Genomic DNA, 20,004 nt, shown 5'->3' with positions numbered 1-20,004 from the left:
GACCGGGCCGCCGCCTTTGACCCGCAGCTTGTCCAGCGTGCTCTTGGACATGCCCAGATAGTCCGCCGCCTCCTGGACCGTCAGCCGCTCGTCATCCGCCACCACCTTGCGCACGCGCGGGGCAGGCTCGCGCTTGGCCGGCGGCTCTTCCGACTCCGCGAGGAGGGCGGCCCGTACCTTGCGGATATAAGATGTCAATTCTTTCCGGTTGTGTTCATCAACCATGACGATACCTTCACTAACCTCTACTTGACTTCACCAGCCCCGCACCGGCCTGATCACCACGCTCTCCCTGTCGCCGCCGGACGCCGAGCTCGGCCTCGTTGGCGGAGATGGGAGGGCCCCTCGCGCATGAGTGCCTCGAACGCGGAGCGGGCCTTCTCGCCGATCTTGGCAGCGACCGCCTCGCGCTTCTTGCGGTTCTTGACCTCAATGATGGCTTGATCGCGCAATTCCACGTAGGGCCGCATCAGATCGCGGTAGGCGTGGCTGTCGGGCGGCGGCAGGAACGCCGCGGACAGATCGATGCCATTCGCCGCTGCCGTCTTGCGGATGAAGCGGACCAAGCGGCTGATGTTGATGCAGTTAACCCGAACCGCGACATAGCCCCGCGCGCCCGGCGTCGATTCCAGCAGTTCGGCGGCCAGCGCTTGCGGGTTCACAAGGTCGGCGGCACCGGCGACAAAGTGCGCTTTCTGGCCGTCGCTCTCGCGCTCAAGGTCGACGACGCAAAAACTGGCATCGTGGTCGGGATGCGCTTCGGCCTCGGCAAGGGTGTAGCCCCAGCCGTCGAAATGGACCCGTGTCAATGTCGCCGCGAATGCATTCGGATACGATTGCGCAAGCACGTCGACAAGCATCAAGCCGACGCAGTCGGCCGCGACATAAGATAGCGAGGCAGCGGCGACACTGCGCCCAAAGGCGAGGCCAATTTGATTGCGACGGCGCAGCGATTGGAACTTTGGAAACGGCGTCGCCGTCGCGGTGAGGACATCTTGCAGGGTAAGTCGGGACATCGGGCCTTCTTGCTCTCCGCTGTGTCACTCGACACAATGGCAGAAGTGCGGTATTGTGTCAAACGACACATGCGCTGCGCGTCGTACCAGGCGCTGGGCTTCAGAAAGGAAAGCGATGAGCAACCGCCTGCACCGCAAGGTCTTCGCGACCGGCCAGCTTACTGAGTTCTGCTCTGTCAACGAGCTGGAAAAGCAGACCGGACACCCGGCCGAACAGTGGTCGCTCGTCCTTCTGAAAGAGCTGGTCGACAACGCGCTCGATGAAGCCGAGAAGAGGTGCTTCGGCCGCGATCCGGCACGTTCTGAGCGGCCGCGGGTAAAAAAGCTTGCGCAGATCGGGGCGTCGACTGCCGAGCGCACTCGGCTTTACGACCAACCGGATCGGCACAGCCGATCAACGTCGCATCGCAGCTGTCATGACGTCGCTGGGCTGGCAGCAAAGGCGCGACAAAAATGGCCGTTGGTGGGCCAAGGGGTGACACGATGACAGCATATGACGTCATTTTCCAATAGAGTCCCATTTATGCAGTCCACTTGGACTCTATAGGCCAAATGGTGCCACCTGCTGTCATCGCGTCACCCGATCCCCCGGCACCAGATACGTATTCTGAAGGGAAGATCGATAATGGACGCCGGTGACGCTAGCATTCCCGACAACAGAAGAACCACACCGTCGGGTTACGACGACCTTATCGCGCTGGCGCACGACGTAAATCGGCCTATGGAGGATGTCCATGCCTTGGCTGGCACCGCCGATCCATGGATGGCGTCGCGGCCATCGCGACTTGAGACTGCGAGGTGGTTTGTCGATCTCTATCAGAGCCTTGGCTTCAAGGTTGGCGCGCATCTTAGGAGAATCCACTACGCTCTCGTCAGCCAGGCCGAGCCGGTCATCATGGTCGACGGCACCCCTTATGAGAACACGGATAGATGCTGGTCTACGCTCGTACGCGGGGCGCGTGATGCGCGATATCTCGACATGCTTCCGGCACTCTCATTCCTCGACCATCGCAGCCCCGACGCTTTAATCGTGCGCGAGGACGAAGAGGACGATTACGAGACGCGGATCTGGGTCGGCGGCGGCGCGGTGACCTCACGCGGTGGATTATACAGCTATGAAGGTCCCAGCTTCTCCATGCCCTCCTTGGAATTTTCTCCGCCGAACATAGGCCAACCCTATCATCTTGAGATCTGGGCTGAGAAGACGACGCTGGATGATGTTCTTTTCCCGCTCGGACGGCAGTATGACTGCAATGTCATCACTGGGGCTGGTGAGATGTCGCTGACCGCAGTCGAGCACTTGGTCGTTCGCGCCCGGCGCGGTAAGCGGCCAGTCCGGATTCTCTACCTCTCCGATTTCGACCCGGCCGGTCAAAGTATGCCTGTCGCCGTCGCAAGGAAAATCGAATACCTCATTCAGCAGGACGACCTAGATATCCAATTGGAGCCGATCGCCTTGACGCACCAGCAGTGCGTCGAGTTCAGGCTTCCCCGGACGCCACTCAAGGCAACCGAGAGGCGCGGGGCAAAGTTCGAGGCTCGCTATGGCGAGGGCGCGACCGAGTTAGACGCGCTCGAAGCACTTCATCCGGGCGTGATCCGGCGCATCCTAGTCGAGAACATAGAGCGGTTCTATGACTCCGATCTCGACTCCGAAATGGCGGCAACACGGAACGAAATTCGGCAGGAGATAGAACGCGTCGAGGCGGAGGTACGAGGGCGCCACGCCGACGAGATTGCGGCGATCGAAGAAGAGCGGCGAGCGCTTGAAGAGGAAGTCGAGGAGAGGCTCGACGAACTGCGCGAACTGATCGATGCAAGAGAGGACCAGTTGATCGAGCGCATGGAGGCCCTCTCGAAAGCGATGGAGGATGAGCTTCGGGACCTCAACGAGCCAGATCCAGACGCCTTTGAATGGCCGTCACCAGCCGAGGGCGTCGAGTTTGAAGATCCTCTTTTCGATAGTCGGCGCGACTATCTCGATCAGATCGATCGCTACGCTCGGTTCAAAGGTAAGGTGATCCGTGAGCGGCACAAGCGGGCTCCAAAAATAAGGCTCCGCCGACAACAAAATCGTCCTTGGTGAGGAACATTGGCGCTCCTCCTACCGGTTCTGGACCGGATGCTGCCTTCCAACGTGCAACTCACTGAAAGGAGGTTGCCGCGCGGCAACATGGCTGATCGAGCGAGGGAGGCTATCGGGCTGGATGCCCACTAGAAGCCCGGCTCTACTTCCTGTAGCAGCGTCAGGGCTTCCTCGCGTGTAATCTTCAGCCGATCCGCCAGGCTTTAGCAGCGGAATTGGAATCAGGCGCAGCTGCAGTAGACGCACTCACGACCGCGTTTGCCTGCAATTGCAACAACGCCCGCTTTCCGAAGTGCCGCTATCGCGCGTCGTGTCGCCGACCGCGCGCTTGCTCCGGCGCGCCAACGAGCACCCAGTCGTGTTCGCCTTGGGTGACGATTCCAATAAGCCCAGTCCGCGATCTCGGCGGCGCTCATCTCGCCGACATTCTGAAGTCCGTGCTGAATTGAGGATCGAAGGCCCAAGTTTGGAGCAACCTCAATCTCACCCCACGGAGTCAAAAGTCTCGCATTTGCAGGCATTTATATCCCTCGGGATGCGAGGCAAGCATGTACTACATTTTACGGAATATACTTGAATATCGGGAGCGGCGCGCACCGCGGGGTCTGCCCGGCCCGGGAAGGACCCAACGAGCGTTGGATGCTCCCGGTAACCAAAACACACCTTCATTCGCGAGAAGCGAGTTCGCAGACGTGCCGACGAATGCGATGGCCGGATCGCGTCCAACGTAGTGGTGGTGCTCTGCGGGGCAAGCTGGCCGCGCGCATCCTCTAGCGGCGGCGGCGTTGCGGGCATCCGCTACGCCGCTGCCCAGGTTCGCCCGGGCTGGCGCGAATTGCATATGCTGCTGGCTTCAAAAGAGGCTTCGCAACTCCAGCACTAGATGAAGACCTTCGAGCCTGCTATACGGATAGGAGCATCCAGAGGAGGGCGGCTGACGCTCTCGCCAACCTGCCTTCCCGGGCAAGGTGGTTCCCGCAAGGGGATGCGGCCATTCGGCAACGAAACGGGTCGCGCGATCGTCAGCCCTCTCGGATAACCCGATGGAGGGAATTTTTATGTCTACAAGAGACCCAAGCGACGTCGGACAAGCTTCGAGCGATGTTACTTCGGCGGGGGTGCCCTGGTCAGAGGTCCCCGAATTTGCCCGTCCCCATGTCGAATGGATGGACGGACGGCATGGCCCGGCCAAAGAGCGTCTGCCGTCGGTTGATGACGTCCCAATCCCCGCTGTGCTTTTTTCGCTTCCACCCTTGCGCGAGAACCGACCGCGCGGATCAAAGGCGATGATCGACGTGCACGGTGCACGCCATCGGCTTGAAGACTGTCGCCCTGGTGCTTGGCTGGTCAGCCCTTACACCGGTTGGCGATGGGCGAAATGGCCAACGGGGGAAGTCGGCTGGGTCCCTGATGGGGTCGCTTTGCCCGATGCCCTCCGGGTCAATTCGCGCGATGCCGGCTGCTCAAGATGAGATCACCTCGCCGGTCTTGGGATCGATACGCTACCCACGTATCTTTCGCTTCAACTTCTGCCCGCGCTTGGCCAAGCCCTTCGTACATCCATTTGGTCCTCGAAAGCCAGGCTGGCGTGACGTCCTCGATCTCAGAGGCCGCACCGTCAGCACGCTGACGCCGACCCGGCACAGGGTGTCGAAGTAGGAGATGGGACAAAATGTCAGCTATTGGCACATCGCGTCATTAGTTTGATGCGGAGTTTGGTCGCCACCGAGGCTGATCGTGCGGGTTCGATTTGCCTTGTGCTGCTGGGCTTCTCGCTGAATGCGATGTCTGCGTTTGGATTGCGGAACGCGCCGGGATCATCACGCTGGCAGCGACGAGTCGAGCGACGCATGTCGGATACCGATTGACCGCATCCTACGTAACTCGTCTACGCAGCGAACATTGCGGCAGCCTGGCGAGGATGTGCGACGATGGATCCATGCAGTACGGCCGTCGCTACACCTTTCTTGGCTTCTCAATAGTCTTGGCCGGTTGATCGCCGGCCCAAACTGACGAATGGCATCACGGCCTCTCTCCCAGTTCGTCGATCGCCAGCGCATTGGGGCAGTATTCCTCATAGTTTTGGGTCAGCGTGCCGGCGTCGAGATCATGGTTGCACCGGGCTTTTTGCTGGCATGCCGCGCAGACGCGCACCATATCGCGCTGCAGGACAGGCTGCGTGCTCGCCAAGGTCGCCTCGTCGATATCGAGGGATTTCAGCAGCCGCGGCAATTCATCGCTGGCGTGCGGTCCCTGGCGGACAACGGCATCGAGTTCGGCGGGGCTTACGCAAAGGTCCCGCGCAATTCGTGCGAAATCGTTACTGTTCATGTCGCGAAGCTCACGCATTTCCTGACGGTGCTTGAGCCAATCACTGAATAGACTGATCGCGCTTTCCAGGATTGGTTTGGCTTTGATCTGGGCTACCATGGCGCGCTCCGTAACGTGGCTGAAACCGGCCCAGCATGATCGTGTGGGCGTATCGCGTCTTTGCGATGGATCAAACAGGATGAACGTAGGCGCGTCCATTTTCTCGCGGCAAATGCCGGTGAAGTCCCATTGCTTCGTGAGATTGTCGTCGGCGTCCTTGGTCAGGAAGAAAGGAGCGGTAGTGACGATCAACGCGTCCCCACGCGCGGGAGCGCGTCTATTTTGGCATCGTGCCATCGCGGATGCGGTTCTCCGGTCGGAATCATATCCCCCAATTGCGTGCCCATCGCGTTCGATATTCTGCGCAACAGCACGATCGAAACGTTGCCCTTGCCGCTTTCAAGTAGCGCGATGTAGCGCTCGGAGATGCCCGAGACCCGAGCCAGTACTTTTCGTGACATGCCGTGGAGGTTCCGCACGGTGCGGATGCGTTGACCAAGCCCCTCCAGAAAGACGCTGTCAGAGTCTCGTTCCTTGATCATGTCGGCAACCCATATGGAAGGACTTGGCCGGCGCGATGCAGTGCGGCCGTTGCCTTTTGCGCAACATGCATCTCAGCATGGGTTCTCCGCTTTTTCTTTGTTCTGGAACAAAAAGCCCGGCTTGTTCGGCGCTATGTGGATCGCCAAAAGGTGATCCCACGTCGGTGTCAATCCGCCATTATCGACCGCTCCGCGTTCTGGTCGCCGCGCCGGTCCTAACCATCTGATTGAACCTTTCGTTTAACGGCCGCCGCTCGCGAAAAGCCAGGCCGCGATCGCGATAAGTAGGATAGCGAAGATGTTGCCCGCCATTTCGCGCCGTTGTGGTGCGGCGAATAACGTCTGCAGCCTGCTTGCCAGCGCCACGATAAAGCCCATGCACGAACGTGGCGACCCGACATAGATCGAAACCAGAATGGCCAGTTCGCGTGTCGAAGGCACCGGGCGCTGGATAAATTCAGGAAGCACGGCAATGAAGAACAACGCTGCCTTCGGGTTCAGAAGATTGGTAATTAGCCCGCGACGGAAATGAACGAGGTGAAATTGATCGAGCTGCCCGGTCTCGATCGGTTGCCTGGCTTCCCTGCAACTGTCAAACGCGAGCCAGCATAGATAAAGCGCGTCCGCCCAGCGAAGGCTTTCAAAGACGACGCGATTGTTCAGCACCAGCGATCCGCCGCCGAGGCCGACCGCGATACCCAGAAGCGCCAGCCCGAGAGTAACGCCGAGCACGGCGGAGAATCCGGCAAGGCGGCCACGGCTGGCACCGAGCACGGCCAGATACGCCATTGTTCGGCCCTGGCGTCATTTCGATGAAGAACGATGTCAGAACGAATGCGAGGAGCGGTGAATTAAGCGGCGTCCAACCGCCGGCCGCAAGCTCAAGCATTCGATCCATATCGCAGTGAGTTCTTCACGCGACGCGATTCCAAGCAGGCTTGCTGGGCGCGAGCGAATGGCTCGATGGATGTTCGAATTCATGCTGGCCGCCGGCCAGGTGCATCACCTCGACGCAGTCTGCGTTCAGGCGCTCGTTGTCGACCAGCCGTTCCGCCAGCACCAGCGCTTCGGACGGGCCGTCCGACTGAATGTCGACCTGGCGCTGGAGGCACTTGAAGCTATGGCCGTCCGAGTTCAAGAGATCCTTGTAGAAAGAGACGCGATAGTTGTTCATCTTGCACTCCCATCTTTCCGGCCAGCCGTCGGAGCTCAAGCGTCCATGTCGGCCAGCCGCTGGCGATTGCGCAGCACGATTTGACGGGCACTCGAGAATACCAGGATGCCCTGGTCGTTGAGCTGTGAAAGTGTCCGCGACACGGTTTCGAGCGTCAGACCGAGATAATCGCCGATGTCGCGGCGGCTCATCGGAAGGGCCATCATGCCGGCCTTAGCGAGCCGACGGTCCATTTCCAGCAGGAAGGTGGCAACCTTCTCCGTTGCGGTCTTGCGGCCGAGAAGCAGCATATGATCTTCGGCGTGGCGGAGATCGCATGCGGTCATGGTCCAGAGATTATGGGCCACCTGGACATTCGATCCGGCAGCCGCTTCGAGGCTGCGGCGCTTCACAAGGCGAACGGTGGTATCGGTGATTGCTTCGGCCGTCAGGCGATGAGCCAAACCGGGCTCGAGGCCGAAGACGTCGCCAGGCAGATGGAAAGCGCGGATCTGACGCCGCCCGTCGTTGAGAAGCTTGTAGGTGCGAACTGCACCGCGGATCACCTGATAGACGTATTCGGAAGGCTCGCCCTCGCCATAAATTTCCTCGTCCTTTCGGTAGGAAAATTCGGTGGCGATCACACCCGCACAACTGGCAATCACGCTGAACTGGTCGGTGGTCGAGGCAGTCGGGGTACGCGGAGCCGGGAAAACCTTGGCTGCCGGGACTGCCGTGGTCGTGATCGTCTGGGTGAGCATTTTGCCATCTCCTCGATGCGGGATGGCTCTGTGCTAATGGAGATTTTTATTCCCGGATATTTCGGTCGATATCCTAAGGGCATTCCCCTACGGGGTTTTACGGAGACCGGTGGGTCGAACGTCAGGGCTGGTTTGCAGAGCGGCGCGCATCGATCGCGTTTCGAACGCATTCGACCAGATTTCCCTCCAGATTAGGCTTTAAAAGCACTTGGCGTACCCCGGCCGAACTGGCCTTGGCCGAAATGTTTTCGTCCGGATACCCTGTGATCAGAACGATCGGCGTTGCGACATCCAAGCCCCTTAGCCGGTGGGCCAGTTCCAAACCGTCGATTTCCGCCATCTTGTAGTCCACGACAAGGCAATCCGCGCGGTGCCGGGTTGAAGAGCCGAGCAACGCGGTCCCGCTGCGGAATGTGCGGACATCGAATCCCTCCGTTTCCAGCAGAAATCGCAGCGATGTACGGACGTCGTAATCATCGTCAACGACGTAAATCATCGATTTCCTGGGCGCAGAGCCGGTCCAGATTTCACTGTTGGGGCTATTTCGGGTGTCGATCATCCCAGCAAGATAGCCGGTTTACGCCTCCCGGAATTGACTTGGCTCAATCTCCGACAACCCCCGCCCGGATCGCAAACCGGACCAACTCAGAAAGGTTACCGGCCTGCATCTTGGTCATGACGTTCGCCCGGTAGACCTCCACCGTGCGGGGGCTGATATTGTATTCCCTGGCGATCGTCTTGTTCGATTGCCCGGTCACCAGCCCCTGCATCACCTGGCGTTCCCTCTGGGTTAGGGAGGCGACGCGGGCGGCCATATCGGCCGACAGCGCATCACCTTTCAAGCCGTTTTCGCTTCCCGAGAGGGCGGTCTCAATCATACCGATCAAGCGGTCGTCCTCGAACGGCTTTTCGAGGAAGTCGAGCGCCCCGAGCTTCATCGCTTCGACGGCGAGAGGCACGTCGCCATGACCGGTCATGACGATGACAGGAAGCTTTCGCGAGCCCGAATTCAACTGACGCAGCAGCTCCATGCCATCAACGCCCGGCATGCGAACATCCGTCACAACGCAGCCGGGCTCCAGCTTTGCAAGCTCGTTCAGAAAATTCTGGGCGGAGTCGAAAAGACGCACGTAGAAACCGGCAGATTCCAGCAGGAAATCCAGCGAGTCGCGCATCGCCGGATCGTCATCGATGACGTAGACTTTACCGCTCTGCGACATCGGCCAGATCCTTGCCAGGCGCAGCCGGCAGCGTGAAGCGGAACGTCGCGCCACCCGACTTGTTTGTTTCGGCCCACATCCGGCCGCCATGGGTTTCGATGATGGTGCGGCTGATCGAAAGGCCTACGCCCATGCCGGCTTCCTTCGTGGTGAAAAATGGCTGAAACAAGTTCGCGAGGGCATCGCCGGCGAAGCCGGATCCAGTGTCCGAAACCGCTATTTCAATCATATCATCAGCGATCCTGGTGTTCGAGGCAATCAGCTCGCGGTGCTTCGAAGCGGCCATCGCTTCTAATGCATTGCGGAACAGGTTGACCAAGACCTGCTGAATCTGGACCCGGTCGGCAAGCACTAGGTCGCACGATGGATCCAGGTTGAAGCGGAGGAACACTCCCTGTTCGCGGGCGCCGGTAAGTCCCAGCGCGCCGGCTTCTTCGACCATTTTCGAAACGCTTTCGACGCGCTTCTCGGAAGCGTCGCGCGCGACGAAGTTGCGCAATCGTCTGATGATGTCGCCGGCGCGGATCGCCTGCTGCGCGGCGCGATCAAGCGCCGCTTCGATCTTGGAAGCGTTGGCGTCGGTGCTGCCAGCCAGCAGGCGGCGCGATCCCTTCATGTAGTTGCTGATCGCCGAAAGCGGTTGATTGAGTTCGTGAGCGAGCGCGGAAGCCATTTCGCCCATCGCGCTGAGGCGGGAGACGTGAACGAGTTCGGATTGCAGTTCCTGCAATCGTGCCTGAGTCTGCTGATGTTCGGTAAGATCGCGGACGAAGCCGGTAAAGTAGGGATTTCCGCCGGACCGCATCTCACCGATGGTGAGATGCATCGGAAATGTGGTGCCGTCCTTGCGCATCCCGGTGACGATGCGGCCGATGCCGATGATATGTCGTTCACCTGTCTTTAGGTAGCGGGCGAGGTAGCCGTCATGGCGGCTGCGATCCGGCTCCGGCATCAGCTCGCTGATATTTTTCCCGATCGCCTCCGATTCGGTGTAGCCGAATTGGCGTTCGGCGGCGCTGCTAAAGAACTGCATGATGCCGTGCTCGTCGATCACGATCATCGCATCCGGGATCGTATCGAGGATCGAGCGGAAGTGTCTTTCGCGGGTCCTGACGGCATCTTCGAGGCGCTTCTCACGATCGATGTCGATCATGACGCCGCTGAGCCGTGTAGGACCGGCTCCGGGACCATTGACGATAGCGCCGAGCGCGCGCACCCAGCGGCCCTCATTCGAGTGCACCCGGTATTCAACGTCGAAGTTGCACCCGGTATCGATCGACTGCTGCACGGCCTTTACGGTGCGGTCGCGATCCTTTGGGTCCAGCAGGGAAAGGAAAAATTCGTAATCCACAGCGGTATCCGGCGCGACGCCGAAGAGCTTTCGTGTGGCGCTGGACCAGTCCAATTTCCGGGTTGAAAATTCCAGACCCCAAGTGCCGACGCCCGATCCCTCGGCGCCGCTGCGCACATTATCATCGAGCGGATCCTGATTCCGAAACGGTCGGTCGACGTCAATCATGCTTCGCTTTCGAGTGCCTTCTTGCGTGCCAGATATCGCATCCAATCGAGCCGGTGGAAAGGAAACGGAACGAAATCACTACTAGCATCTATCTCATTGAAATAGAAAGAAATTGTCGTGAGCTGGTCAGGGCGCCTCGCTTTTGCCGGTGCAGCGTCAGCAACACCTGAAGGTCCTTGATCTAGGTCAGTTTCGATCCGCAAACGGGTCTTTAGGATGCAGCTTCGTGGGCAGGACGCTCATACGGCATTTTCGCCCACAGGCGTGGAGCAGGTGATGAACTACAAGACTGTCATGGTCGGTCTGGCGCTGGACCGGCCCAACGACGCCTGCCTCAGGGTGGCGGGAGATCTCGCTGAACGATTCGGGGCACGCGTTATCGGCGTTGCCGCCTCGGACCTCAGACCGCCGATGTATTTCGCCGAAGGCGACTTTGCGCAGAAGCTCCTCGAGGAGGAGGCTGGCGCCATCCGGAGGCGGTTGTCGGAACTCGGGGCGGAATTTCGCGCTTCGGTCGAGAAGCGCGCGGCGTCGGTGGAGTGGCGCTCCGCCCGGGCGCTGCCGGTTCCTTACATGCTGCAGCAGGCGAGGGCCGCCGATATCATCGTGGTTGGCGCGCGACCCGAGACCATGGTGGATCCCAGCGTGGCTGCGGATCCGAGCGATCTACTGATGCAGGCCGGCCGTCCGCTCATCATCGTGCCGCCTGAGGTGCAGTGGCTCGATTTGAGAAGCGTTCTGGTCGCGTGGAAGGAGGTGCGGGAAGCACGCCGGGCGGTGTTCGACGCGCTGCCCATCCTGGCCGCGGCAAAAGAAGTCACGATTGCGGAAATTCCCGAAGAGAATACCCGTCGTGCCGACGCGGTGTCGCGGGTTGCCGACGTGGCAGCCTGGCTGCGCAGCCACGGGATCGCGGCCCACACAACCGTTCCCGAAAAGCCCGCCGGGGTCAGCGAACAGCTCGACAAGATCGCGGCCAACGTCGGAGCCGGCGTGGTGATCGCCGGTGCCTACGGGCACTCGCGCCTCCGCGAGTGGATGCTCAGTGGCGTGACGCGACACCTTGCAACTGAATCGCGCCGTTGCGCGTTCTTGTCCCGCTGAGAAAGTTTTCGATGACGAGGAGCCTCCGTGCATAAATTTCTTGAAGCCACTGCCGGGCAGCACATGACGCGAACGGTGAAAACAGTAGCTCGCGACACCACCATGCGCGAGCTGCAGAAAATGTTTGACGAGGATGATTTCAACTACTATCCGGTCCGAGAAGGCGAAGACATTGTCGGCGTCGTCAGCAATTTCGACTTTCTGAAATGCTTTGCGTTCAACCCTGGCCGCATGGTTCCGGCCTATGACGAATTGTTGTCCCGGACGGTTGCCGAAGTCATGACGCCGGAATTCATCTATGTCGATCCGGCAACGAAGCTGACGCGTGTATTGCAATTGATGGTGGATCACCGGATGAAGAGCGTCCCCGTGCTGGATGCCGAACAGCGGCTGGTGGGGATCATTTCGCGCGGAGATATCATGCGGACGCTGACAGAGCGCGCGTAAGCGTAAGCTTTTGTGAGCGCATCGGACCTGACGTGGCGGGACGGCGGTCGAGATCATCAACGACAAGGCGCTGGCGCTTCCGCCGCTCGACCTGCAACTAGCGCGCGGCCTGATCGAACCACATCGAGGTCAAGAACGGCTGGCGCGTATTCGTTCGCCCGATCCAGCCCGAAGACGAACCGCTGATCCATGAGATGTTGAGGCATGTCAACATGCAGGATCTACGGCTGCGGTTCTTCGCGCCGATGAAGGAGTTTTCCCACGAGGTCGTCGCTCGCCTGCTTGGGCGCAGCGCCGGCTCAAGAGATAACCGGCGCGTTGACCTCGTGCCGCGCGTCGGAAGCTGCGCCTATTCGAGGCTCTTCAGATAAGCCAGCAGGTCGCCAATCTGGTCCGGATCGAGCTGGAAGGCGGGCATGGTGGGATGGCCGGTCGAGATACCTTCAGCCAGCGCCTCTGCAAGAGTCTCGATCGGGTAACGCTTGTGCAGCGTCCGGAACGGCGGCGCGATCTTGAGCGGGCTTGGCGAAACGTTGTCGATCGAATGACACTTGGCGCAATTGTTCAGCGCAAAGGTCTTGCCGCGCTGCTCTTGAGGCGAGGTCGCCGCTGCAGGTGTCAATGTGATGAGCGTAAGCGCCAGCGGCGCCAGAATGCGTCCGATCATTGCAGCATCGACTCCATGGGACTGCGGGTTTCCCGGTCCCAAATCGCACAATGCAGGTTTAATCGTCAGCGAATTTGATCTGCGTCAATCAGGCGGTGCTGGATTCGCTAGAATGAATTATATCTCCGAGAGCCCTGAGCAGTCTGCCATGGCCGGGAGATGTGGCGGCCAATCCGGCGCTCGAACGGGCAGTGGCAATGATACGAACCGTCTCTCCGAATCCAAATCGCGCAAATTTTGGCCGCTGCTCGGCCTGTGCCGTCCGATCGCTGAGCATCTGCGGCGCGCTCGACCAAAACGATCTGGCGGAGTTCGAGCGGTTCGCCCGTCATGTTCAACTCACTCCCAATGAGGCGCTTTTCACCGCAGGCCAGGCCGCCCGTTCCGTCCATAGCCTGACCGCGGGCGTGGCGCGCCTGTATAAATTGCTGCCGGACGGGCGACGTCAGGTCATCGGCTTTGCGTTGCCGGGCGATTTTCTCGGCACAGCACCGTCCGATCGCTACTGCTATTCGGCGGATGCGATCGATTCCGTTTCGGTGTGCCGGCTCTCCAGGGAAGCATTTGCCCATTTCATTGGACAGAGGCCGCACTTTCTGATCCGGATTAACGAATTCGCATCCCGTGAACTCATGCTGGCACAGGAGCAGATGCTGCTGTTGGGCCGGCGCACCGCGGAGGAGAAAGTCGCGTCCTTCCTCGTCGGCTGGCGTGAGCGACTGGCCCATATCGGTGACGAACGGCAAACCATCGCGCTGCCCATGAGCCGGCAGGATATTGCGGATTATCTCGGACTGACGATCGAAACCGTAAGCCGGACGCTGACGCGTTTCGAACGCGAAAAGATGCTCATCATCGTCGCCGGCGGCGTCCGGCTGCTGGATTCCACGCGTGCGGCAGCCATGGCTGCGGCGTGAAATTCCGGCGCAACCGCGATCAAATTGACTTAGGTCAAAGTCCGAATGAAGGCGCACGGGCATGCTTCCTCACATCACAGGAGATCAGCCCAATGCCAACAGATTCGTTGCTTGTTGCCGTCTGCGTCGTCGCGATGTTCGTGGTCTTTGGCGCGGTTCTGATCTGGGGGGACATGCAGACCCGTCCGAAACAATTGGCCCAGCATTCCACCGTCAAACGACGGGCGTTCTGATATCGGGCGTTCCCCCGGGCGGGATCGTTTACAGGATGAAAGTACCGCCGTGAACGACATCGGCTGCCAAGTCCGCTGCTGACATCCGCGCCGCCGATCCTGCGAGGTCTCCCTTTGACGACCATGTCCACCAGTACAGGAAAATCACTTCCCGGCAGCGCGATTGCGCGCTGGGCGCGGGCCATCGTTTCCAGGTTCAAGTGTCCGGCTGAGTCGAACGGCACGAACAGCCGAGAGTTCGCCGAACAAGAGGGCGCTGTCGCGGAAACTCAGGCCCTCCTGCCGATTGGCCCCTGCTGTTGCTGAACGCCCCGCTCCAGGTCCGGTTCGGATCGCTCCCCAACGACCGAAGTTTGACTTCGATCAAATCGGCGATTGCGAAGCTGTGATCATTGAAGCTGGCATTTACAGAAGAGAAGCCCGCCCATGATCCAATCTCAAACCGCAAAATCGATGACTCACGGCGAGGCCGGTCTGGTGCTGGTCTTTTCAATATCCGCACTTCTGTGCCTGTTTGGCGCAGCCAAGGCGCTGGATACCGCCTTCGCCTTCCACGCTTCGCTGGCATGCGCCGTCAGTCTGTGGGCGGTATTCGCGATATTGAACCGGTATTACGAGCGCCCGGCATCGCTGCCACCGCAGGAAGTCAACGGCCGGCCCAATTACAACATGGGCCCGATCAAGTTCTCGGCGGCCATGTCGGTATTCTGGGGTATCGCCGGATTTGCGGTCGGGCTGTTGATCGCCGCACAGCTCGCCTGGCCCGCGCTTAATTTCGACCTGCCCTGGACCAGCTTTGGCCGACTGCGGCCGCTGCATACGTCGGCCGTGATCTTTGCCTTCGGCGGCAACGTGCTGATCGCGACCTCGTTGTACGTCGTACAGAAGACATGCCGCACGCGCCTGGCCGGCGATCTCGCGCCCTGGTTCGTCGTCATCGGCTACAATTTCTTCATCCTGATCGCAGGCACCGGCTATCTGCTCGGCGTGACCCAATCTAAGGAATATGCCGAGCCGGAGTGGTACGCGGACCTGTGGTTGACCATCGTCTGGGTGGTCTATCTGCTGGTTTTCCTGGTGACCATCATCAAGCGCAAAGAGCCACACATCTTCGTCGCCAACTGGTTCTATCTGGCCTTCATCGTCACCATCGCCGTACTTCATCTAGGCAACAATCCGGCACTCCCCGTGTCGGTGTTCGGCTCGAAATCCTACATCGCATGGGGCGGCGTCCAGGATGCCATGTTCCAGTGGTGGTACGGGCATAACGCGGTCGGCTTCTTCCTGACCGCCGGCTTCCTCGCCATCATGTACTACTTCATTCCCAAGCGCGCGGAGCGGCCCGTCTATTCGTACCGGCTGTCGATCATCCATTTTTGGGCGATCATCTTTCTCTACATCTGGGCCGGTCCGCATCATCTGCACTACACCGCGCTGCCGGATTGGGCGCAGACGCTCGGCATGACGTTTTCCATCATGCTGTGGATGCCCTCCTGGGGCGGCATGATCAACGGATTGATGACGCTATCGGGTGCCTGGGACAAGCTTCGCACCGATCCCGTGCTGCGCATGCTCGTCGTGTCGGTCGCCTTCTACGGCATGGCCACGTTCGAAGGCCCGCTGATGTCGATCAAGGTCGTGAACTCGCTCAGCCACTACACGGACTGGACCATCGGCCATGTTCATGCAGGCGCGCTGGGCTGGGTCGGATTCGTTTCGTTCGGCGCGCTGTACTGCCTGATTCCCTGGCTGTGGGATCGCAAGGGGCTCTACAGCCTGAAGCTGGTCAACTGGCACTTCTGGGTCGCGACCATCGGCATCGTGCTCTACATCTCGGCGATGTGGGTGTCGGGAATCCTGCAGGGCCTGATGTGGCGCGCCTACACCTCGCTTGGTTTCCTCGAATATTCCTTTATCGGATCCGTGGAAGCGATGCATCCCTTCTACATCATCCGCGCCGCGGGCGGTGCGCTGTTCCTGATCGGGGCATTGATAATGGCCTACAATCTCTGGATGACGGTCCGCGTCGGCGAAGCGGAAGTGCAGTCGTCCCTGGCTCTTCAGCCGGCGGAATGAGGAGCGCTCAAATGTCTTTCTGGACACGGCACCAAATCTTCGAAAAGAACTCGATCGTCCTGATCGCGGGAATTCTCGTCGTGATCGCCATCGGCGGTCTCGTCGAGATCACCCCGCTGTTCTATCTCAAGAGTACGATCGAGAAGGTCGACGGCGTCAGGCCGTACACGCCGCTCGAGCTTGCCGGGCGCAACGTCTATGTCCGCGAGGGCTGCTATCTCTGCCATTCGCAGATGGTCCGGCCGTTGCGGGACGAAGTCGAGCGTTACGGCCATTACTCGCTCGCGGCCGAAAGCATGTACGACCATCCCTTCCAGTGGGGATCCAAGCGTACCGGTCCCGATCTCGCGCGTGTCGGCGGCAAATACTCCGATGAATGGCATGCAACGCATCTCGCCAATCCGCGGGCGATCGTGCCGCAGTCCGTCATGCCTGGCTATGCCTTCCTGTCCCGGACCGAAGTCGATGAGGCGGGCGTCGCGGCCCATCTGCGCACCAACCGCAGTGTCGGCGTGCCCTATTCGGACGACCAGGTCGCCAATGCCGTCGCCGACCTCAAGGCGCAGGCCGATCCTGATAACGCCGGCGTGGATGCGTTCACCAAACGCTATCCGAAGGCGGCTGCGCGCAACTTCGACGGCAAGCCGGGGGCGCCGACGGAAATGGATGCGCTGGTCGCGTACCTGCAGATGCTCGGGACGCTGGTCGACTTCAAACTCTACAACGAAAAAGCAAATCTTCGCTGAGAAGGCAGAACGATGAAAGCAATTCTCACTGTCCACAATATCGCGTCGGACTTCGTCACGTCGTTCTGGACGCCGGTGTTCGTCGGAATCTTTATCGCTATCGTCTCCTACGCCCTTTGGCCGCGTAACCGGGCCGTCTTCGACGAAGCGGCCAAAATGCCTTTGCGCGAGGAGTAAGGCGATCATGACCGAACACAGCGATATCGATCATGTTTCCGGCAAGTCGACCACCGGCCACGAGTGGGACGGTATCAAGGAGCTCAACACGCCGCTGCCGCGCTGGTGGGTGATCACCTTCTACGCGACCATTCTCTGGGCGATCGGCTACTGGATCGTGTATCCGGCGTGGCCGTTGCTGTGGAGCCATACAACCGGGATATGGAACTACTCGACCCGCGCGGAGGTGGCCACCGAGCTTGCCAATCTGGAGAAGATCCGCGGCGACAAGATGGTGGCGCTCGGCGCCGCGCCGCTGGCGGAGATTGAGAAGGATCCGGCCTTGCTCGCGCTGGCCCGCGCCCGCGGCAAGACGGTATTCGCCGATAATTGCGCGCCATGCCACGGCAGCGGTGGCGCCGGCTCCAAGGGTTATCCCAACCTGAACGATGACGAATGGCTGTGGGGTGGCAGCCTCGACCAGATCATGCAGACGATCCAGTTCGGCGCCCGTTCCGGGCATCCGAAGGCTCACGAGGGCGCAATGCTGGCCTTCGGCAAGGACGGAGTACCTAAGAAGGACGACATCGTGAGCGTCGCCAATTACATTCGGTCGCTGTCGGGCCTGCCGACGAGCTCCGGCTACGACGCGTCCGCCGGTGCCAAGATCTTTGCCGATAACTGCACGTCGTGCCATGGCGACAAGGGCAAGGGTAACCAGGAACTCGGTGCGCCTGATCTCACCGACAAGATATGGCTCTACGGTTCGGACGAGGCGTCGCTGGTCGAGACCATCAGCAACGGCCGCGCCGGGTCATGCCCGCCTGGGTCGGCCGGCTCGACCCCTCCACGATCAAGGCGCTGACGGTTTATGTCCACTCGCTCGGCGGAGGCAAGTAGCCGCCGGGTGGGGCGAGTCACGGTCTTGTTTGAGGTGGATCAAACGCGGTCTCGGAGCAGGGTCTACAGTGAACTCCTGACACGCGATCGACCGAGCGATGAACAAGACTGTGAACCCAACGGAACTGCAGCTTGACGAGGACGGGCCGCTCTATGCGCCCCGGAAGCAGGTCTATCCGCAGAGCGTTTCCGGAACCTTCCGTCGCACCAAATGGGGCCTGATGGCGTTCTGCCTCGGGATCTATTACCTGCTGCCGTTCGTGCGGTGGAATCGCGGTTTGGGTGCGCCGGACCAGGCGGTGCTGGTCGATCTGCCGAACAGCCGCTTCTATTTCTTCTTAATCGAGCTATGGCCGCAGGAAGTCTATTATTTCACTGGTCTGTTGATCATTGCGGCGTTGACGCTCTTCCTGATGAACGCGGTCGGCGGCCGCATCTGGTGCGGCTATCTCTGCCCGCAGACGGTCTGGACCGATCTGTTCTACGCTGTCGAGCGGATGATCGAGGGTGACCGGCGCGAGCGCATGCGCAAGGACGCGGCCAAGGGCGCGATCACACTCCGGCGCGTTGGTGAAATCGCACTGAAGCATTCGATCTGGCTGATGATCGCATGGTGGACCGGCGGCGCATGGGTTCTCTATTTCACCGATGCCCCGACGCTGGTGTGGCAGCTCCTCACGTTCCAGGCACCGATGATTGCCTATGTCTGGATCGGCATCCTGACGGCGACGACCTACGTCTTCGCCGGCTTCATGCGCGAGCAGGTCTGTGTCTATATGTGCCCGTGGCCGCGTATTCAGGCCGCGCTCACCGACGAATGGGCGCTCAACGTCACCTATAAGTACGATCGCGGCGAGACTCGCACGTCGCTGAAAAAGGCGAACGAGCTGCGCGCTCTAGGCCAGCCGGTCGGCGATTGCATCGATTGCTATCAGTGCGTCGCGGTGTGCCCGACCGGTATCGACATCCGCAACGGACCGCAACTCGACTGCATCCAGTGCGGCCTCTGCATCGATGCCTGCGACACGGTAATGACCAAGATTGGCCGGGAAACCAGGCTGATCGGCTACGACAACGATATCAATATTCACCGGCGCCAGGAAGGTAAGCCGCCGATCTACCGCATCGTGCGCCCGCGCACCATCACCTATGCCGCGTTGATCGCCGCGGTCGGCGCCATCATGCTTTATGCGCTGCTGACGCGCTCGCTGCTCGACATCAACGTGCTGCATGACCGCAATCCGGTCGCGGTGAAGCTCTCCGACGGTTCTATTCGCAACGCCTACACTGTCCGCCTCTTGAACAAGCGCGGCTTCGATCGCGTGATCGCGATCGACATGGATGGCCCGGTCAACGCCACGCTCCATGTCGTCGGTGCCGATTCCGTGACGCAGGACCGGCCCATGATCGTCCTGGCGCGCGACGCGACCACCGAGCTGCGGCTGCTGGTAACGGCCCGTGCGGAAAACAATCCCGGCAAATCCATTCCGGTGCATTTCCGTGTCACCGATATCGGGCTCGGCGAAGTGACCACCGCCACCGATCATTTCGTGTCGCCATGACATCTCTGAGGAGTGTGCAGATGAGCAGAGCGCAGACGCCAAGACCCATTACCGGGCGCATGGTCCTTTTCGCGATGGTGGCGTTCTTCGGCGTCGTGATCGGGGTCAACATCGTCATGGTGCGGCTTGCGATCCAGACTCTGCCGGGCACCGAGGTCGACAGCGCCTATAGCGCGAGCCTTGCCTATGCGAATGAGATCGCTACCGCCCGTGACCAGAGCGCGCGCAACTGGAAGGTCGATGCCCATGTCGAGCGCAGCGGGCAGGGCGGGGCGACGCTGCGGGTCGAGGCACGCGACAATTTCGGCCGGCCGATGTCCGGGCTGACCTTTCAGGGCCGGTTCGAGCGGCCGACCGATCGCCGCGCCGATCAGCAGGTCACGCTCGCCGAAGTGGGCATCGGCATCTATCGCGGAAGCGCGGAGACGATCGCGCCAGGCCAGTGGGATCTGGTGCTCGAAGGCGTCGCGGCAGGACAACGGCTGTTTCTGTCCAAGAACCGCGTGTTGTTGAACTAGAGCATGATCCG

20 protein-coding genes, 4 pseudogenes and 1 riboswitch are annotated in these 20,004 nt (G+C 60.4%); of the genes and pseudogenes, 13 read left to right on the top strand and 11 right to left on the bottom strand.

Going from position 1 to position 20,004, the window contains the following annotated elements; translation table 11 throughout:
- Positions 1-51, bottom strand: a pseudogene (locus ACFXS9_RS13830) (hypothetical protein); the annotation flags it as partial.
- 227 nt (positions 52-278) lie between these two features.
- Positions 279-1,016, bottom strand: coding sequence for a hypothetical protein (locus ACFXS9_RS13825; protein WP_392689654.1), 738 nt, complete (start codon positions 1,014-1,016; stop codon positions 279-281).
- A gap of 115 nt (positions 1,017-1,131) precedes the next feature.
- Here ACFXS9_RS13825 and ACFXS9_RS13820 point away from each other — a divergent pair, with 115 nt between their 5' ends.
- Both ACFXS9_RS13820 and ACFXS9_RS13815 read left to right on the top strand, forming a co-directional pair.
- Positions 1,132-1,503, top strand: a complete 372-nt coding sequence (locus ACFXS9_RS13820; RefSeq protein ID WP_392689652.1) for a hypothetical protein — start codon at positions 1,132-1,134, stop codon at positions 1,501-1,503.
- A gap of 138 nt (positions 1,504-1,641) precedes the next feature.
- Complete coding sequence (locus ACFXS9_RS13815; protein ID WP_392689650.1) at positions 1,642-3,102, top strand: hypothetical protein; 1,461 nt, start codon at positions 1,642-1,644, stop codon at positions 3,100-3,102.
- A 911-nt stretch (positions 3,103-4,013) separates the two neighbouring features.
- A riboswitch (SAM-I-IV-variant riboswitch) is annotated at positions 4,014-4,118 on the top strand.
- Between the two features lie 1,006 nt (positions 4,119-5,124).
- Here ACFXS9_RS13815 and ACFXS9_RS13810 read toward each other — a convergent pair.
- The 8 genes and pseudogenes from ACFXS9_RS13810 to fixL all read right to left on the bottom strand — a co-directional run bounded on the left by ACFXS9_RS13810 (position 5,125) and on the right by fixL (position 10,667).
- Positions 5,125-5,724: a hypothetical protein gene (locus ACFXS9_RS13810; protein WP_392689648.1), complete on the bottom strand. Its 600-nt coding sequence runs from the start codon at positions 5,722-5,724 to the stop codon at positions 5,125-5,127.
- Between the two features lie 41 nt (positions 5,725-5,765).
- A pseudogene (locus ACFXS9_RS13805) lies at positions 5,766-6,014 on the bottom strand (helix-turn-helix domain-containing protein); the annotation flags it as partial.
- Between the two features lie 240 nt (positions 6,015-6,254).
- A complete protein-coding gene (locus ACFXS9_RS13800; RefSeq protein ID WP_392689646.1) occupies positions 6,255-6,803 on the bottom strand; it encodes a LysE family translocator in 549 nt (182 codons plus the stop codon).
- A 124-nt stretch (positions 6,804-6,927) separates the two neighbouring features.
- The gene (locus ACFXS9_RS13795) at positions 6,928-7,188 is read right to left on the bottom strand and encodes a hypothetical protein (protein WP_392689645.1); all 261 of its coding nucleotides are present in this window, start codon (positions 7,186-7,188) and stop codon (positions 6,928-6,930) included.
- A 35-nt stretch (positions 7,189-7,223) separates the two neighbouring features.
- Positions 7,224-7,928 carry a helix-turn-helix domain-containing protein gene (locus ACFXS9_RS13790; protein WP_392689643.1) on the bottom strand — a complete coding sequence of 235 codons (705 nt, stop codon included), beginning with the start codon at positions 7,926-7,928 and terminating at the stop codon, positions 7,224-7,226.
- Between the two features lie 121 nt (positions 7,929-8,049).
- Positions 8,050-8,487 (bottom strand): response regulator transcription factor, encoded by a 438-nt coding sequence (locus ACFXS9_RS13785; RefSeq protein ID WP_392689641.1) that lies wholly within the window; start codon positions 8,485-8,487, stop codon positions 8,050-8,052.
- A 43-nt stretch (positions 8,488-8,530) separates the two neighbouring features.
- A complete protein-coding gene (gene fixJ, locus ACFXS9_RS13780; protein WP_392699770.1) occupies positions 8,531-9,148 on the bottom strand; it encodes a response regulator FixJ in 618 nt (205 codons plus the stop codon).
- Positions 9,132-10,667 carry a sensor protein FixL gene (gene fixL, locus ACFXS9_RS13775; RefSeq protein WP_392689639.1) on the bottom strand — a complete coding sequence of 512 codons (1,536 nt, stop codon included), beginning with the start codon at positions 10,665-10,667 and terminating at the stop codon, positions 9,132-9,134. Before fixL ends, fixJ begins: the two co-directional genes overlap by 17 nt.
- A gap of 276 nt (positions 10,668-10,943) precedes the next feature.
- On the opposite strand from fixL, the gene ACFXS9_RS13770 reads away from it, so the two are divergent.
- The 3 genes and pseudogenes from ACFXS9_RS13770 to ACFXS9_RS13760 all read left to right on the top strand — a co-directional run.
- Positions 10,944-11,771, top strand: coding sequence for a universal stress protein (locus ACFXS9_RS13770; RefSeq protein ID WP_392699768.1), 828 nt, complete (start codon positions 10,944-10,946; stop codon positions 11,769-11,771).
- 27 nt (positions 11,772-11,798) lie between these two features.
- Complete coding sequence (locus ACFXS9_RS13765; protein ID WP_392689637.1) at positions 11,799-12,218, top strand: HPP family protein; 420 nt, start codon at positions 11,799-11,801, stop codon at positions 12,216-12,218.
- Positions 12,219-12,249: 31 nt separating this feature from the next.
- Positions 12,250-12,499, top strand: a pseudogene (locus tag ACFXS9_RS13760) (hypothetical protein); the annotation flags it as partial.
- Between the two features lie 68 nt (positions 12,500-12,567).
- Here ACFXS9_RS13760 and ACFXS9_RS13755 read toward each other — a convergent pair.
- On the bottom strand, positions 12,568-12,885 hold the full coding sequence (locus ACFXS9_RS13755) for a c-type cytochrome (protein ID WP_392689635.1): 318 nt from the start codon (positions 12,883-12,885) through the stop codon (positions 12,568-12,570).
- A gap of 197 nt (positions 12,886-13,082) precedes the next feature.
- Between ACFXS9_RS13755 and ACFXS9_RS13750 the strand changes: the two genes are divergently transcribed.
- From ACFXS9_RS13750 to ACFXS9_RS13715, 8 genes and pseudogenes are all read left to right on the top strand, one after another.
- Positions 13,083-13,802 (top strand): Crp/Fnr family transcriptional regulator, encoded by a 720-nt coding sequence (locus ACFXS9_RS13750; protein WP_392689633.1) that lies wholly within the window; start codon positions 13,083-13,085, stop codon positions 13,800-13,802.
- A gap of 92 nt (positions 13,803-13,894) precedes the next feature.
- Entirely contained in the window at positions 13,895-14,035 is a 141-nt protein-coding gene (locus tag ACFXS9_RS13745; protein WP_392689632.1) for a hypothetical protein, read from the top strand.
- 453 nt (positions 14,036-14,488) lie between these two features.
- A complete protein-coding gene (ccoN, locus tag ACFXS9_RS13740) occupies positions 14,489-16,111 on the top strand; it encodes a cytochrome-c oxidase, cbb3-type subunit I (protein ID WP_392699766.1) in 1,623 nt (540 codons plus the stop codon).
- An 11-nt stretch (positions 16,112-16,122) separates the two neighbouring features.
- A complete protein-coding gene (gene ccoO / locus ACFXS9_RS13735) occupies positions 16,123-16,857 on the top strand; it encodes a cytochrome-c oxidase, cbb3-type subunit II (RefSeq protein WP_392689630.1) in 735 nt (244 codons plus the stop codon).
- A gap of 12 nt (positions 16,858-16,869) precedes the next feature.
- The gene (locus tag ACFXS9_RS13730) at positions 16,870-17,034 is read left to right on the top strand and encodes a cbb3-type cytochrome c oxidase subunit 3 (protein ID WP_392689628.1); all 165 of its coding nucleotides are present in this window, start codon (positions 16,870-16,872) and stop codon (positions 17,032-17,034) included.
- A gap of 7 nt (positions 17,035-17,041) precedes the next feature.
- Positions 17,042-17,913: pseudogene (gene ccoP, locus ACFXS9_RS13725) on the top strand (cytochrome-c oxidase, cbb3-type subunit III).
- Positions 17,914-18,011: 98 nt separating this feature from the next.
- Entirely contained in the window at positions 18,012-19,475 is a 1,464-nt protein-coding gene (gene ccoG, locus ACFXS9_RS13720; RefSeq protein WP_392689626.1) for a cytochrome c oxidase accessory protein CcoG, read from the top strand.
- 20 nt (positions 19,476-19,495) lie between these two features.
- Positions 19,496-19,993 carry a FixH family protein gene (locus tag ACFXS9_RS13715; RefSeq protein WP_392689624.1) on the top strand — a complete coding sequence of 166 codons (498 nt, stop codon included), beginning with the start codon at positions 19,496-19,498 and terminating at the stop codon, positions 19,991-19,993.
- The last annotated feature ends 11 nt before the right edge of the window (positions 19,994-20,004 follow it).

Origin of the sequence: Bradyrhizobium sp. RDI18 (assembly GCF_043203335.1) — a bacterium.
Lineage (GTDB): Bacteria > Pseudomonadota > Alphaproteobacteria > Rhizobiales > Xanthobacteraceae > Bradyrhizobium > Bradyrhizobium retamae.
This window is presented reverse-complemented; position numbering and strand designations above follow the sequence as displayed.

Bases quoted from the DNA above. Each gene is read 5' to 3' on its own strand.
- ACFXS9_RS13825 (WP_392689654.1), bottom strand. From the start codon at position 1,016: ATGTCCCGACTTACCCTGCAAGATGTCCTCACCGCGACGGCGACGCCG.
- ACFXS9_RS13820 (WP_392689652.1), top strand. From the start codon at position 1,132: ATGAGCAACCGCCTGCACCGCAAGGTCTTCGCGACCGGCCAGCTTACT.
- ACFXS9_RS13815 (WP_392689650.1), top strand. From the start codon at position 1,642: ATGGACGCCGGTGACGCTAGCATTCCCGACAACAGAAGAACCACACCG.
- ACFXS9_RS13800 (WP_392689646.1), bottom strand. From the start codon at position 6,803: ATGGCGTATCTGGCCGTGCTCGGTGCCAGCCGTGGCCGCCTTGCCGGA.
- ACFXS9_RS13795 (WP_392689645.1), bottom strand. From the start codon at position 7,188: ATGAACAACTATCGCGTCTCTTTCTACAAGGATCTCTTGAACTCGGAC.
- ACFXS9_RS13790 (WP_392689643.1), bottom strand. From the start codon at position 7,928: ATGCTCACCCAGACGATCACGACCACGGCAGTCCCGGCAGCCAAGGTT.
- ACFXS9_RS13785 (WP_392689641.1), bottom strand. From the start codon at position 8,487: ATGATCGACACCCGAAATAGCCCCAACAGTGAAATCTGGACCGGCTCT.
- fixJ (WP_392699770.1), bottom strand. From the start codon at position 9,148: ATGTCGCAGAGCGGTAAAGTCTACGTCATCGATGACGATCCGGCGATG.
- fixL (WP_392689639.1), bottom strand. From the start codon at position 10,667: ATGATTGACGTCGACCGACCGTTTCGGAATCAGGATCCGCTCGATGAT.
- ACFXS9_RS13770 (WP_392699768.1), top strand. From the start codon at position 10,944: ATGAACTACAAGACTGTCATGGTCGGTCTGGCGCTGGACCGGCCCAAC.
- ACFXS9_RS13755 (WP_392689635.1), bottom strand. From the start codon at position 12,885: ATGATCGGACGCATTCTGGCGCCGCTGGCGCTTACGCTCATCACATTG.
- ACFXS9_RS13750 (WP_392689633.1), top strand. From the start codon at position 13,083: ATGATACGAACCGTCTCTCCGAATCCAAATCGCGCAAATTTTGGCCGC.
- ACFXS9_RS13745 (WP_392689632.1), top strand. From the start codon at position 13,895: ATGCCAACAGATTCGTTGCTTGTTGCCGTCTGCGTCGTCGCGATGTTC.
- ccoN (WP_392699766.1), top strand. From the start codon at position 14,489: ATGACTCACGGCGAGGCCGGTCTGGTGCTGGTCTTTTCAATATCCGCA.
- ccoO (WP_392689630.1), top strand. From the start codon at position 16,123: ATGTCTTTCTGGACACGGCACCAAATCTTCGAAAAGAACTCGATCGTC.
- ACFXS9_RS13730 (WP_392689628.1), top strand. From the start codon at position 16,870: ATGAAAGCAATTCTCACTGTCCACAATATCGCGTCGGACTTCGTCACG.
- ccoG (WP_392689626.1), top strand. From the start codon at position 18,012: ATGAACAAGACTGTGAACCCAACGGAACTGCAGCTTGACGAGGACGGG.
- ACFXS9_RS13715 (WP_392689624.1), top strand. From the start codon at position 19,496: ATGAGCAGAGCGCAGACGCCAAGACCCATTACCGGGCGCATGGTCCTT.